Source organism: Microbulbifer pacificus (assembly GCF_002959965.1).
Lineage (GTDB): Bacteria > Pseudomonadota > Gammaproteobacteria > Pseudomonadales > Cellvibrionaceae > Microbulbifer > Microbulbifer pacificus_A.
Genome location: NZ_PREV01000026.1, coordinates 639,116 through 653,614, shown reverse-complemented (window position 1 = coordinate 653,614; position 14,499 = coordinate 639,116). Strand labels below are relative to the sequence as shown.

The window sequence follows — 14,499 nt, the reverse complement described above, 5'->3', positions numbered from 1 at the left end:
CTCGTCCTTGCCGGCTGTGTGAAGGGTCGTTAGCTCAGTTGGTAGAGCAGTTGGCTTTTAACCAATTGGTCGCTGGTTCGAGTCCAGCACGACCCACCATTTACCTCCTTTCCCCGATCATTTCCTGCAAGCTTCAGAAGAAAAGCCGCGCTCACGCGGGATTGGGCTGCCTCGTTCTATTTCCTGTTTCATCCTAGAATTTCCTCTGTGGAAGCAGGCGCGGCTCCCCGGAATTACCCGGGCTGTTTGAAGTCGATCCCCGAGTTCAGCGAAATTTCCGCAGACCGGTATAATGCCGGCCTTCCCGTGTGACAGAGATACAGCACAGCATGACAGACAGCAGCGAAAAAATTGCCACCAGCAGCTCCGCGCCGAATGCCATTGATGCCAGAGAGTTCGTGCAGGAGCACCTCTTACACCCCGGCATGCATGAATATACTTCGGAAGAGCTGGAGCTGTGGCGCGAGCGTATCAAACGACTGCTGAAAGAGCAGAATGCGGTACTGGTTGCCCATTACTATACCGATCCGCTGATCCAGCAATTGGCGGAAGAAACCGGTGGTTGCGTGTCGGATTCCCTTGAAATGGCGCGTTTCGGTGCCCAGCATCAGGCGGATACGCTGATCGTCGCTGGGGTTAAATTCATGGGGGAAACCGCCAAGATTCTCACCCCGCACAAGCGCGTACTGATGCCTACTCTGGAGGCAACCTGCTCGTTGGATCTCGGCTGTCCGATCGACGAGTTTTCCGCATTCTGTGATCAGCATCCGGATCGCACTGTCGTGGTTTACGCAAATACTTCCGCTGCAGTAAAAGCCCGCGCGGATTGGGTGGTGACGTCGAGTATTGCGCTGGATGTGGTGGATTATCTAGATTCCCAGGGTGAAAAAATCCTGTGGGCACCGGACAAGCATCTGGGCAGTTACGTGCAGAAGCAGACTGGTGCGGATGTGTTGTTGTGGGATGGTGCCTGCATCGTGCACGAGGAGTTCAAGGCTAAGGGCGTTGCGGATCTGAAGGCGCTCTACCCCGATGCGCTGGTGCTGGTGCACCCTGAATCGCCCGCGGCGGTGGTGGAGCTGGCGGATGTGGTGGGTTCAACTTCCCAGATCATCAACGCGGCAAAAACCCGCCCGAACAAGCAGTTTATTGTGGCCACTGACCAGGGAATTTTCTACAAGATGCAGCAGCAGTGTCCGGACAAGGAGCTGATCATCGCGCCCACTGCGGGCTCCGGTGCCACCTGCCGTAGCTGCGCAAATTGTCCATGGATGGCAATGAATTCGTTGGAAAATCTGTGCGGGGTACTGGAGCGCGGTGACAATGAAATCCTGGTGGATCCGGAACTGGGCAAGCGCGCGATGATGCCGCTGCAGCGGATGCTGGATTTTCGCAAACCGCTGGATTGAGAGAGCTTCGATAAGAGTTCAGTGGCGGCGGATCACTGGGTGGGCATTTTCAGAACCGGGCTAGGCGCCCCCCTTCAATACATCCCTGTACGCTCCGTCGCAAACATCCCTGTTTGCGACGGTTCTGAAAATGCCCACCCAGCGCTCCGCCTTAACGTCGGACTAAATCTCTTCGGACAAGTTTCCGCAAAAAAACTAAATCAGAGTTCTTTTGCCTTCTCCTGCATCTTGATCACATCCTTCATCCGCTGTTCCAGAATCGCGTGGGTCTGGTAGTCGTTCTTGGCCAGGCGCACGCCGTGGCGCAGGTGCTGAAGGGCTTTGTCGAACACGCCGTTGAGGATGTAGTACTCGGCGCGGGCTTCGTGTACGCCGACGATGTCACCGGCAAGGCCGTGGGTTTCGGCCAGCAGGTACCACACCGCCGGGTCTTTGCGGCGCACGCGGCTGTGTTTGGAAAGAATGCGCTCGGCGGCCATATAGTTCCCGGCTTTGAAGTGGGCATTGGCGAGCCCCATGATCAGCGCGTGGTTCTTGGGGTTGTTTTCCACCGCCTTTTCCAGCCGACGGGTAGCATTGGTGTAGTCGTGGCGGGCCAGGTCGATATCGGCACGGGCAAGGATGAAGGCATCTTTGTCCGGCTCTTTGTCCAGTAGTGGCTGCAGGTTGTCCAGGGCTTCGTCCGGTTTGCCGGCGGAAGTCTGCGCCAGAACCAGGCCATAGCGGGCAGCGTCTTCGTTGTCGTTCACACCGAGCAGTTCCGCCTGGAAGCGTTTTACCGCCTGTTGTGGAGTGGCCTCGGCGGCGACACGGATACGCGCGCGCATCAGGTGGTATTCACGGCTGTCCCGCAGCGGAACCTTGTCCATACGGTTGGCGCGAAGTTTGGCGTCGGCAATCCGCTTCTCGGTCACCGGGTGCGTGAGCAGGAATTCCGGTGGGCGGCGATAGTAGCGGGTAGCCTTGAGCATCTGCTCGAACATTTCGCCGGCCGCCTGCGGGTCCATGCCCGCCTTGGCCAGGGTCTCGATACCTACGCGGTCCGCCTCCTGCTCGTTCTGACGGGAGAAGCGCAACTGGTTGTCGAGAGCCGCGGCCTGAGTGGCGGTCATCGCGGCGATACCCGCGTCGCCACCGGCGGTGGCGGCGAGCACCAGGGCCCCGAGCATACCGGCGAGGGTGGGCAGTGTACTGTTGCGCTGGGCTTCCAGTGAGCGGGCGTAGTGGCGCTGACTCAAGTGCGCGAGTTCGTGGGCGAGGACCGAGGCGAACTGGTCTTCATTTTCCGCAAACAGGAACAGCCCAGTGTGTACCCCGACCACACCTCCGGGCACCGCAAAGGCGTTCATGGTGTCGTTTTTGACGACCACCACGTCCAGAGTCTTGTCTTCCAGTGGACTGTATTCGGCGAGGACCTTGAGGGAGTTTTCCACGTACTGTTGCAGCAGGGCATCGCTGGAAGTGCGCACCTGGCTGCGGAACATACGCAGCCACATCTCACCCAGCTCATTTTCCCGCGCGCGGGAGACCAGGCCGCTGCTGGTGTCCCCGAGTTGCGGTAGCTGGATGTGGTTGTCGTCCTGCGCGGTGGCGGCGATGGGGGCGGCCCCAAGCAGCAGACCGGCGGTGATACCGGCGGCACACCGGCGCAGGTTCTGCCAGTAGGCGCACGGATGGTGGCCTGAAGCGCGCCTGAACATAGAGGAATGGTCGGTCATATCATTTACTGCGTCTGCCGGGTTGCCTGTGGCTAACACTATACGTAACCCTGTAGGACTGTCGAGGTTTTGAACAGTTCCGGGCGCGAAGGTTCTATACCATGACCCATTGACCGGAAACGGCCGGTATAATTCGCCGCATTTACGGATCTTTACCGCTTATCTATGACCGATATCGCCAATGCAGCCACAGAAGCCCCGGAGTTTGACTGGGAATCTGCTTTAAGGGTAGATGCCCGCAGTCTTCCGTGCCCGCAGCCACTGCTGGCGATGCGTCGCGCGTTGAAAACTCTGGCGCCGGGAGCGCTGCTGCATCTGATGGCCACGGACCCCGCATCCCGCGAGGATATTCGCAGCTTTTGCCGCCTGAGTGGTGTACCTTTGCTGCGAACCGAGTGCCCGGGTGGCGAGTTCCACTACTGGCTCGCCGCCATCTGAAACTGCCGTGTCGGCGCCAACTACACGCGCTGATGCCCATTCAAAGTCATGTATCCACAGTCAGGTAACGTCGTTTTATGTTCGCGATCGTCAGGGGTTGGGTAAATCGCTATTTCAGCCAGGAAGAAGTGGTGCTGCTGGTGCTGCTGCTATTGGTGGCCATGGTTGTACTGGCGACGTTGGGGGGCGTGCTGGCACCGGTGCTGGCGGCACTGGTAATCGCTTTTTTGCTGCAGGGTATGGTGCAGCGCCTGGAGTCCTGGAGAGTGCCGCACTGGCTGGCGGTCACCATAGCCTGCCTGGTGCTGGTAGGTGCAATCGCGGGGTTGATGTTTGTGGTCATGCCGATCATCTGGCGTCAGACGGTGCGCCTGTTTGCCGAATTACCGAATATGATCGATCGCGGCCAGGAACTGTTGCTGTTGTTGCCTGAGCAGTATCCGCGTCTGGTGACCGCGCAGCAGATCGACGAGATCTTCAATACCCTGGGCAGTGAACTGGGCTCTTTCGGCCAGACAGTACTCACGTTTTCCCTTGCCAATATCCCGGTGCTGGCCGCGGTACTCATCTATTTGGTTATCGTGCCGATCCTGGTGTTCTTCTTTCTCAAGGACTCCAACAAACTGCTCGCCTGGTGCGCGTCCTTCCTGCCACACCAGCGCCCGATGCTGCGCCAGATCTGGTACGAGATGAACGATCAGGTCGCCAACTATGTGCGCGGAAAGGTGATTGAGATCGCGATCGTGACGGTAGTGAGTTACGTCGCCTTTCTGTTACTGGGTGTCAATTATGCCCTGCTGCTGGCCGTGGCCGTGGGGCTTTCCGTACTGATCCCCTATATCGGTGCTGCGGCGGTGACCATACCGGTGGCCGCCATCGGTCTGTTCCAGTGGGGTTGGAGCAGCGAATTTTTCTGGCTGATGTTTGCCTACGGCATCATCCAGCTGCTGGACGGCAACGTGCTGGTGCCCATCCTGTTCTCCGAGGCCGTCAACCTGCACCCGGTGGCGATCATTCTGGCGGTACTGGTGTTTGGTGGCATCTGGGGCTTCTGGGGCGTGTTTTTCGCTATCCCCCTGGCTACCCTTGCCAAGGCCATCATGAACGCCTGGCCCACCGCGGATCACCAGGCGGCGTGGCAGGCGCGTGAGCTGCTGGCTGCGAGCGAAGGCAGCGATACCGACAATTAATCCCGGTGCCCGGTGGGAGTGGCAATCTCCCGTCGGGGGCACTAATATCCCGCGCTTCATTTCAGGCCGCCGCGCGATACGTGGTCAGGCCGCTGAACCAGCCATAGGAAAGACCCATGAGCCTCGCTGACAAAGTACTGGCAGTGAACAACGATTTGCCAATCCGCACCGACAAACCCGTCCACAGTGGCAAGGTCCGCTCTGTGTACTGGTTGACCGAGGCAGACAGTCGCCGTCTGATCGAAGAGAAAGGCTACCCGGTGGCTGCGGACGCGCCGCTGGCAGTCATGGTCATTTCCGACCGCATCTCCGCCTTCGATTGCATTTGGACCGGTGAAGGCGGCCTCCTCGGTGTACCCGGTAAAGGTGCGGCACTGAACGCAATCTCCAATCACTGGTTCAAGCTGTTCAAGGAGCAGGGGCTGGCGGACAGCCATATCCTGGATATTCCCCATCCGGGGGTATGGATCGTACAGAAAGCGAGCCCGGTCAGGATTGAGGCCATCGTGCGTCAGTACATTACCGGCTCCATGTGGCGCGCATACAGTAAGGGCGAACGTGAGTTTTGCGGCATTGAAATTCCGGATGGTCTGCAGAAGGACCAGAAACTTCCGGAACTGCTGGTTACGCCATCCACCAAGGGTATCCTCAAAGGTATTCCCGGAGTTCCGGAAGCGGATGATGTGAACATTACCCGCAAGAACATCGAAGACAATTTCGAGGCATTCAATTTCCGCAGCAAAGGCGATATTGATCTGTACGAAAAACTTCTGAAAGAAGGTTTCGATGTGATTTCCTCCGCGCTGGCGAAGCTGGATCAGATCTTTGTCGATACCAAATTTGAGTTTGGTTATGTGACGGATGCGGAGGGTAACGAAAAGCTGATCTACATGGATGAAGTTGGCACGCCGGACTCTTCCCGTATCTGGGATGGCGAGGCCTATCGCGGTGGCAAGGTTGTGGAAAACTCCAAAGAGGGCTTCCGCCAGGCGCTGTTGAACTACTTCCCGGATCCGGACATCCTGTTGAACAAGGATCGCATGGACGAACGTGAGGCCCTGGCCCGCGACAATGAACTGCCGGAATCCATGTTGATGGATTTGTCCGCAACTTACGTGGGTATCGCTGAGAAAATCATTGGCGGCAAGCTTGAGATTTCTGACAACCCGAAAGCGGAAATTATTCAGGTGCTGCGGGATGAATACGGTTTGATTGACTGATTTTTCCGATATGAAATCTTGAAACCGGCCTCTGTGCCGGTTTCTTTTTTTTCGGGTGCCGGTGAATTGCTGCTTTGGTGCCAAAGCGCTGGGGGCGGGTTCACAGCGGTCCTGAAACGCCCTCCTCGGTGATTTGCCGCCGCGGAGGTGGCTACGAGGCATCCATGAGCCCGCTGAAAACACTCCGCCACAATTCGCCACAATTGATCCTTACCCCGCCCGGTTTATAACCCGCCGCTGCCCACTTGCCTCTGTTAAATGTCTCCATTGATGAAAACTCTGGAGGCACCAGTGAACCGTCCCTTTTTCCACGCGCCGCGTATCGAACGCGACCTGCTGATTCTTCCCACCGAGGAATATTACCGCCGCCGCTACCGCAAAAACCGCACCGGCAGCTGGTTACTGCTACTGGTGACTGCGATAGCCGTCCTGCTCGCCGCCGTCGGCGCTAAAGCGGAGAGTGTGCCGACTGCGGAATTTGAAAGCGTCGGCATCAATGACACCGGTAGTGGCGACCTACTGTTCCAGACCACCGAAAAAGGCCGCTATATCCCCGCCATTCACCTCGGCACCGAAGTCGACATCCGCGTGCATGGGCTGGTGGCGGAAGTCACACTGCAACAGCAGTTTTCCAACACCAGCAATGACTGGCAGGAAGCGGTATACGTATTGCCACTGCCGGAAAGCGCCGCGGTCAATGGCATGGAAATCGTGGTTGGCGAGCGGCGTATCATCGGCGAGGTACGCGAGCGTCAGCAGGCGCAGAAAATTTACAAGGAAGCACGCGAAGCCGGTAAGCGCGCGGCTCTGCTGGAGCAGCAGCGCCCGAACCTGTTTACCAGCCGGGTGGCGAATATCGCACCGGGCGAGAAGATCTCGGTGGAAGTCCGCTACCTGCAGACCCTGCGCTTTGAGGGTGGCCAGTTCAGCCTGCGTCTGCCGAGTACCCTGACACCACGCTACATGCCCGGTGAGCCTGTGAAGCCACAACAGCAAGTGAACCTCAACGCCCACGGCTGGTCGTTACCCACGGATCAGGTGCCCGATGCAGACCAGATTTCTCCGGTGATGGTGCCGGACAGCGAACTGGCGGAGCGGGGGAGTCATCGGATGAAAATTCAAATCGACCTCGGCATGGGATTACCGCTCGCAGATATTCACAGTTCCTACCACGAGATAGATTTCCGCAGTGAGACTAACCACCACTACCGTATCCAGTTCAAGCAGGGCAGTGTTCCGATGGATCGGGATTTTGCGTTGTACTGGCGGCCACAGTCTTCCGCCATGCCTGCAGCGGCGATGTTTGCCGAGCAGTCCGTAGCGGATGCCTCACAATATTTGCAGCTGCTGCTATTGCCGCCCCAGGACAGTAGCACCACACGAAAATTACCGCGGGAAGTTGTGTTCGTACTGGACACGTCCGGTTCCATGAGTGGCAACTCCATTCGACAGGCAAAGGAAAGTCTGCTGTTGGCATTGTCTCGTCTGTCGGCGACGGATCGCTTCAATGTGATTGAATTCAACAGCAACTACCGCACGTTTTATCCCCGTCCGGTATCGGCGTCAGCAGAAAATATTCACCGCGCACGCAATTGGGTGGAGTCTCTGCAAGCCACCGGGGGCACTGAAATGGCTCCGGCGCTGAAAGAAGCCTTGTCACAGCAGGTCGGTGATGAATCCGATGAACTGGTCCGGCAGCTGATTTTTATTACCGATGGCGCGGTCGGCAACGAATCCGCATTGTTTGAATTGATCCGTCAGCGACTCGGTAACGTGCGCCTGTTCCCCGTTGGTATCGGGTCCGCGCCAAACAGCTTCTTTATGTCAAAGGCGGCGGAGTACGGGCGTGGAAGCTTCGTGCAGATCGGAGATCTGAGTGAAGTGCAAAGTAAAATGCGCGTGCTGTTCGAGAAGCTGGAAAGCCCACTGGTAACGGACTTGCAGGTACAGTGGCCCCAGGGCATGAATGTTGAGGCCTACCCTAGGCGGTTGCCGGATCTCTACCGTGGCGAACCGGTACGCCTGCTGGCGCGGGTAGACGGGCACCGTCTCGGTGTGGCTTCGTCTGGTGAAGTGACGATCACCGGACGCCTCGCGGGTCAGCATTTTTCCCGCACGGTATCGCTTTCCCAGCTTGCGGTGGACCAGACTGGCAAGAGCATCGGCAGCCTGTGGGCGCGGGCGAAAATTGCCGTGCTCCGCGACGAACAGCGCGAGCGCGGGCCGCTGTCAGGGGATGGCGTAGTCGATCCGTTGCGCGAAGAAATCCTGCGGCTGGCACTGGCCTATCAACTGTCGAGCCCCTACACCAGTTTTGTCGCGGTGGAAGAAACGCCGGTGCGCCCGTTATCGGAGTCACTGAAATCGAGTCCGGTACCTAACGCTGTTGCTCACGGTCAGGTGCAGCAGCCCTTTACCTACCCGGCAACCGCCAATGGTATTTATGGTCAATGGCTGCTCGCCGTTCTCTTGCTGGGTCTTGGGGGGCTGGTGCGCGGCGCGACGAGGCTGCGCGTGTGGCGCGGCGCTATCGAGCGTGCGGTGCGCCGCTGGCTGCGGGGTGTGTTGCCGGATACCCGCCGTCGTCGCAGCCGATTGGAATTTTACCTGCAGGCAAAACGCGACAACCCGCGGGGTACGTCCCGGTGACCACACGCGGAAACATTCAGCGGTGCCTGTCTCTAATCTTGATTTTCGCCGGGCTGTGGCAACTGGGAAGCGGTAGCTGGTTGCTGCTTAAGGCGCAACTGGCGCAATACCTGATCAGAGATTCCTGGCAGCGCCAGCTGAGTAGTGGCGAGCCACATAAACCCTGGCCCTGGGCAGATACCTGGCCGGTGGCGCAACTGCAACTGGGCGACGAAAAGCCGCTGGTGGTACTGCAGGGTACCAGTGGGGAAGCGCTCGCTTTTGGTCCCGGGTTGTATGCGTCTTCCGTTTTGCCAGGGGCGACCTCCGACCTCGGTGTCGCGGTGATTGCCGCGCACCGGGATACGCATTTTCGCGGGCTTGGAAAACTACGTGTGGGCATGCCGGTACAACTGCAGGGCGCGGATGGCCGCTGGCACAGTTTTCGGGTCACTGACGCAGAGATTGTCGACAGCAGAAACGCCGTACTGCCGGCTACGATGACCGCGAAACGGTCATGGGGGCTGATCCTGATGACCTGTTACCCGTTTGATGCTCTGGACTCTGGTGGTCCGCTGCGGTACCTGGTTTACGCGGAGTATTCAGGCACGGCGCAACCGGTGCGTCTGTAAACAAAAAGCCCCGGTCGCAAGACCGGGGTGAGAAGCCGGCGAACAGATGTTCGCCGGGTCAAGGAGGAATGGTTGTTAGACAGCGGTCGTTACTGCTTCCGGATATTCATTCGGAGGCGGCGACCAAGCCCGAGGGCGATCAGCAGTGCGAGCATGAGGGTTCCGGTTGAACCGCCGGATTTTTTCTTTTTCTTCTTGGGCTCTTCCGGTTCCGGCTGAGACTCTGGTTCCGGTTCAGGCTGCGGATAGGTACAGCTGCCGTCATCTCTGGTGGCGTTTTCATCGTAGTTGTCCGCTTCGATATCGGTACAACCCGGTTCCTCGCCATCGGACACCACCGTCAACATAAAGCTGGTGGAGGCCGCGTCACCGGCGTGCTCGTTGTCCTGCACGGTTACCGTAACCAGCGTTTTGCCGTGGAAGTTGGCCGCCGGGATCAGGTCGAAGCGGTAACCGTTCACGCCTGCGGAGATATGTTCACCGCTTACGAATACCGTGTTGGGCACCTCATTGGCATCGGTGTAGAGCACATCAATCCCTTCGATACGGCCGTTCTCGGCAACAGTCATATCTGCGATTTCCGCCAGCTGAATGTTGCCCTTCACCGCGATGGGATGCACCTCGGTTTGTTGCGGCTGCCCCTGCAGATCGTGAGTAAAGGTCACTTCCAGATTCGCACCGGTGGCCGCGGGCTGTACCAGTGCCTGGAAGGTGACTTCAACCAGGCTCTTTTCCGGACCGACATAGTCGAAGCACAGTACCAGGTCGTCACTCAGTTTTGTGTCCAGGTCATCGTAACCCGCCACCGTGTGGAGCATGCCGTTCTTGGGGCCGGCGTTGCCGGAGAAGGCACTGTCGAAACCTTCGGTCATCACCACACCTTTGGTGAGGTTCGCACCGAGGTTGTCGTAGGCGTAGATGATCTCGAATCGGCCTTCGCGGTCGTCGATACCGCTGCGCAGAATTGCCTGGAAGTCGTACTCGTCGCCGGTATTTTTATCGGTGACATTGTCGTACTCGAGGAACAGCAGGTCGCCGAGGTCCGGGCGTTCATCCGCGTACTGGGCGGCGATGGTCAGGCCCCACGGATCTTCGTAATGGCGGCGGTACTTCATTTCGAAGGAGCCGCGCCAGAAGGGCGCCAGGGACTCGTACAGGAAGCCCGGTCCGCGGTGCTGGCTCATTGTCCAATAGGCGGTGTTGAACTGCAGCGCCCCCACGGTGTGCATGCGCACGTAACCGGCATTGGACTGGTTGTATACCCTGAAGTCAGCGTCTTCGTTGCCGAACAGCCACCAGATGGGCACGTCATAGTTGACCCGGTAATCCCCCGCGAGCCAATCGGCATTCGGCTGGATACCGAACTCCCCCTTGAGGTCGATGTAGCCACCGGTGGAGTACTCGTCGATCAACGGTGTGTGGCACATCTGATCGTCGATGTTGCTGGTCATCACATACTCGCGCTTGATGTTGCGCGTGGCGCTCTGCAGGCCGGCGAGGGACAGGCTGTGGTCATCCCACTGGACGGCGTCCTGAAGCGCCTCGTTGTTTGCCAGGATACTGTCTCCCAGCAGGCGCATGCCGTCTGGCAGATCGATCTTCAGGTCGTAGTTGCGGTCGTCACTCTCCAGGTTCGGCCGGATCTTGACCTTGAAATCGATCACATCCAGCGCGCGCGCCTTGTCCTGGCTAACGCTCCACTGCACCGCATCCTCACCGCGGGAAATGTTCACCGAGGTGAAGCCGAGTGTACCTTCGGCACCGGGCATGTTGCCCAGATCAAAACCGCCGTAGTACTTCTCGCCCTGCCTGGAGTCCGGAAGGTCCCAGCTCACGGTCAGCGGGTACTCGCCGTTGCCGTCGTGCGCCGCGGGGCCGGATACACTCAGGTTGCCCTTGGCGGAATTGGCACTCAGCATTGCCACACCGGTGTTGGCCACTACCGGGAAGTCGCCGGTGTTGACGGTGGCGACCCAATAGCTGCCGGCTTCCGGCTTCTGGAAGTTACAGAAGTTGTCTTCGGAATAACTGGAGGAGACGCAGAGTACCTCGCGGTGATACTCGTTGGACAGCGCATAGGGGTCCGCTTCCATTTCACTCGCGGAGGGAATGAAGCCACCGCTACCGTTCAGATCCCGGCCCACGATGATGAACGGGTGATGCACAAAGTAGCGCGGGTTCATGTCCTCAGCGGTGCTGATTTTCTCCGCAGACAGGGATTCGGCCACGAAGCGCACGGTGTTTTCCGGCACCTCTACGGTCTGAATACTCCAGCCCTTCTCGATATTCTCCAGCGAGAGAAATGCAGATACCGATTCCAGTGTGGTGCTGGTCACTTCGGGCTGCACCAGACCGTAGTAGCGGGGTGTCAGCTGGCTGTAGTCACCGGTGCTGACCATCAGGGTTTCCGACCCCTGATCGCGGCTCGCATCGATGTTCACCGACAGCGGCAGCTCGTCGTGCACGTTGGCCGCAACCACGGGCATATGCAGCTCCGGCGAGTTGCCGTTGACTTCGGTCAGCACAACCGTACCGTCGAAGTACGTGAAGTTATTCTGCACCGCATCCCACGGCAGGGACGGATCCTCCGGTTCCACCTTGTGCTCCAGTGGCGCCGGCAGTGTGGCGCGAACCACGATGGACTGCTTTTCGCCGGCCTTGAGGCTGAAGCGGCTGGGCGAGACCTCGATCTCCACACCTGCCTGCTTGCCGAAACCTGTGGCATTCCAGACCCCGTCTTTGGTGGCGGTCACGGTGCGCAGCCAGGTACAGCTGCCCTCACAGTTCGAGTTTGCCATGGAGGCCAGATTCACCTGGCTGGCAATGCCGCCGTTGCGCGGGTTGGCGTCCAGGTAGTTTTCGATGGTTTCGTCCATGACCAGGCCGGTATTGGCCGCACGCTCCACGTTGATCGCGCCGGCCCCCACCATGAAGTGGGTGTAGGGCTCGAAACGATATTCGCCCGACTTAAGGTACACGGGGCCCGCGGTCAGCATCAGCGCAGACTGGATTTCCGCCGGTGTCCACTCGGGGTGCAGCTGCTTCAGCAGCGTCATGGCACCCGCGGTGTGCGGCGCGGCCATGGAGGTACCACTCATAAAGGTCCAGTCGGAGGCCGCCGGATAGGCGGTAAACGGCTGGTCGTCCGCGTTGGCCGCGTAGATCTGTACCCCGGGTGCTGTCAGGTCCGGCACCAGGGTGTCGTTGGTGCGGCTCGGACCCATGGAGCTGAAGACTGCCAGGTTGTTGCCTTCCTCGGCGACAAACTCGTAGCTGTTGGTGAAGTCGCTGATGGTCGCCCGCGCGGTGCCGGCGCTGCTGTTCACCCAGTTTTTGAGGGTCCAGCGGTATTTCGCCTCCACGTGGATACCGGGGAGCACATAGCTGTCCGCCACTACCGTTTCGCTGGTGGACAGGTTCTGCAGGATAAAACCGCCGGCGCCGCCGGCGGCCACGTTCTGCGCTTTTTCCACCCGCGCGATAACGCCGCGCTCACAGATAACAATCTGATCCGCGGTAAAGGTTCCTGCCGGGAAAGGAACATTACACGACGCCGCAGTGTATTCATCACTGGTATCCGGGTCGGGATAGTTCTCCGCCAGCACCACTTCGCCGGTAATACCGCCGCTGAAACTCTTGCCGGGGATTTCCGTGTAGGACATGTAACCGCTGCCCTCGAAGCCGGACAGGGTTTTGTCGCCCGCACTCATCACGCGGTCGTGGGTTGACGCTCCGACGGTGGTCACCCAGGGCGACGTGTGGTCGGCGCTGAAGTAGTTGGGGCCGGAGTTGCCTGCGGCGGCGGCCACGGAAATACCCGCCTCGCGCGCGGACAGGAAGGCCAGTTCCATCGGGTCGTCCCAGGGGAAGTTCTCGGCGCCGCCAATGGAGAAGTTGATTACGTCCACCACGCCGCTGGCGATGGCGTCCTCGAATGCGGACAGCAGCGCAGATTCGGGGCACCCCGCATAGGGATCGCCGCCGTTACCCGGCCAGCACACCTGGAAGGCCATGATGCGTGCTTCCGGTGCCACACCGGAGGTGTGTGGAAACTGGAAATCCAGATCCACACCGTCACTGGTGGCGCTGCCATCGAAGCCCTGCAGCGGAGTATTTTCGATGCGGTTGCCGGCGACGGTACTGGCGGTGTGCGAGCCGTGCCCGTGGTAGTCCTCACCGTTCGCGGGGCGAATCATTTTGGTATCCCAGGGCCTCTCCTGGAATTCCGGTGCACGGTAGACATCGGTGATCTCCGGATAGGAGAAGACACCGATCAGTTTGTCGTTACACAGGCTGGCGTCACTGGCGCAGTCACCGGCGTAGACGCCATTGCCGAGGGGATTGCCGGCGGGATCAAAGTTGTCGCCGGCAAACGCCGGGTGGTCCGTGTTGATGCCGGTATCGACAATACCGACCACCATACCCTCACCCTTGACGTTCAGGCCGGATGGAGAGCCGCTGCCATCCCAGAGTCTGGTCGCGCCGATAAACTCCGGACCGCGGTCGGTGTTCAGCTGGAAAATACGGTTGGGCGTGATGCGCTTGACGCCCGGCTGGCGCGCCATGATTTCGGCGTCGTCCTGGGTCATTTCCACTAGCATGGCGTTGTTGGCCAGGGTGAAATTGCGTTTGACGGCGATGTTGGCGCCGGCACTTTGCGACTTGCGCAGCAGTGTCGACTGGCGATCCAGCAGGTGCTGGCTGTAGGCCTTTACCGGAGCGCTGCTCATTAATACACGATCGCGCACCATCACCGCGCGATTCTTGTTGGCCCTGGTCGGGGCGTAACCCTCAAGTCCACCGTCGTAAGTGGCGACCGGTTTGTCTTCCAGCTGAACGATATACTGCTGGCGACCGGTCACACCGGGTTGTGGCTGAAACACATCCGCAGGTGCAATGGCCTTGTGACGATTGGGCTTGCCTTTGCCGCCGACGTAGATGTCCCCCTCGAGTGCACTGGCGCGCTGTATTTGCAGGGCTTCCAGTTCCTCGGTGGTAAAGGTGGGTTGGTGAAATGTAGAACCGGAGGTTGCTCCGGGTGACGATGCGGAGAGCGCGCCGCCGACATAGAGTGCGGTCAGCGTTGCGATCATACTTCGCCTGAATATTGGATTTTTATGCTGCATCAGGATGCCCCTAATTTATTGGATTTTTTAATTATTTGTGTTTTCTGAATACCTTCTGATCCAGAAAAAGCGGTTTTGCCACAGCGGCTGGAAATCCGTCGTGCAGGCAAAGCCTTTGTTACTGTAAATGGGCGATTA

The 14,499-nt window shown here is 59.0% G+C and carries 8 protein-coding genes and 1 tRNA gene; 7 read left to right on the top strand and 2 right to left on the bottom strand.

Annotation, left to right across the window (positions count from 1 at the left end):
* Nucleotides 1-23: 23 nt before the first annotated feature.
* Nucleotides 24-99: transfer RNA gene (locus tag C3938_RS03225), tRNA-Lys, on the top strand.
* A gap of 230 nt (nt 100-329) precedes the next feature.
* Nucleotides 330-1,409: a quinolinate synthase NadA gene (nadA, locus tag C3938_RS03220; RefSeq protein ID WP_105101804.1), complete on the top strand. Its 1,080-nt coding sequence runs from the start codon at nt 330-332 to the stop codon at nt 1,407-1,409.
* Between the two features lie 200 nt (nt 1,410-1,609).
* On the opposite strand, the gene C3938_RS03215 is transcribed toward nadA, so the two are convergent.
* Nucleotides 1,610-3,127 carry a M48 family metalloprotease gene (locus tag C3938_RS03215; protein ID WP_233998624.1) on the bottom strand — a complete coding sequence of 506 codons (1,518 nt, stop codon included), beginning with the start codon at nt 3,125-3,127 and terminating at the stop codon, nt 1,610-1,612.
* A gap of 165 nt (nt 3,128-3,292) precedes the next feature.
* Here C3938_RS03215 and C3938_RS03210 point away from each other — a divergent pair, with 165 nt between their 5' ends.
* The 5 genes from C3938_RS03210 to C3938_RS03190 all read left to right on the top strand — a co-directional run bounded on the left by C3938_RS03210 (nt 3,293) and on the right by C3938_RS03190 (nt 9,235).
* Nucleotides 3,293-3,565 (top strand): sulfurtransferase TusA family protein, encoded by a 273-nt coding sequence (locus C3938_RS03210; RefSeq protein WP_105101803.1) that lies wholly within the window; start codon nt 3,293-3,295, stop codon nt 3,563-3,565.
* Between the two features lie 77 nt (nt 3,566-3,642).
* Nucleotides 3,643-4,755 carry an AI-2E family transporter gene (locus tag C3938_RS03205; RefSeq protein ID WP_105101802.1) on the top strand — a complete coding sequence of 371 codons (1,113 nt, stop codon included), beginning with the start codon at nt 3,643-3,645 and terminating at the stop codon, nt 4,753-4,755.
* 116 nt (nt 4,756-4,871) lie between these two features.
* The gene (locus C3938_RS03200) at nt 4,872-5,975 is read left to right on the top strand and encodes a phosphoribosylaminoimidazolesuccinocarboxamide synthase (protein ID WP_105101801.1); all 1,104 of its coding nucleotides are present in this window, start codon (nt 4,872-4,874) and stop codon (nt 5,973-5,975) included.
* 291 nt (nt 5,976-6,266) lie between these two features.
* Nucleotides 6,267-8,624 carry a marine proteobacterial sortase target protein gene (locus C3938_RS03195; protein ID WP_105103199.1) on the top strand — a complete coding sequence of 786 codons (2,358 nt, stop codon included), beginning with the start codon at nt 6,267-6,269 and terminating at the stop codon, nt 8,622-8,624.
* Nucleotides 8,625-8,662: 38 nt separating this feature from the next.
* Nucleotides 8,663-9,235: a class GN sortase gene (locus tag C3938_RS03190; protein ID WP_233998622.1), complete on the top strand. Its 573-nt coding sequence runs from the start codon at nt 8,663-8,665 to the stop codon at nt 9,233-9,235.
* 89 nt (nt 9,236-9,324) lie between these two features.
* On the opposite strand, the gene C3938_RS03185 is transcribed toward C3938_RS03190, so the two are convergent.
* On the bottom strand, nt 9,325-14,328 hold the full coding sequence (locus tag C3938_RS03185; RefSeq protein WP_199775482.1) for a S8 family serine peptidase: 5,004 nt from the start codon (nt 14,326-14,328) through the stop codon (nt 9,325-9,327).
* Between the last annotated feature and the right edge of the window lie 171 nt (nt 14,329-14,499).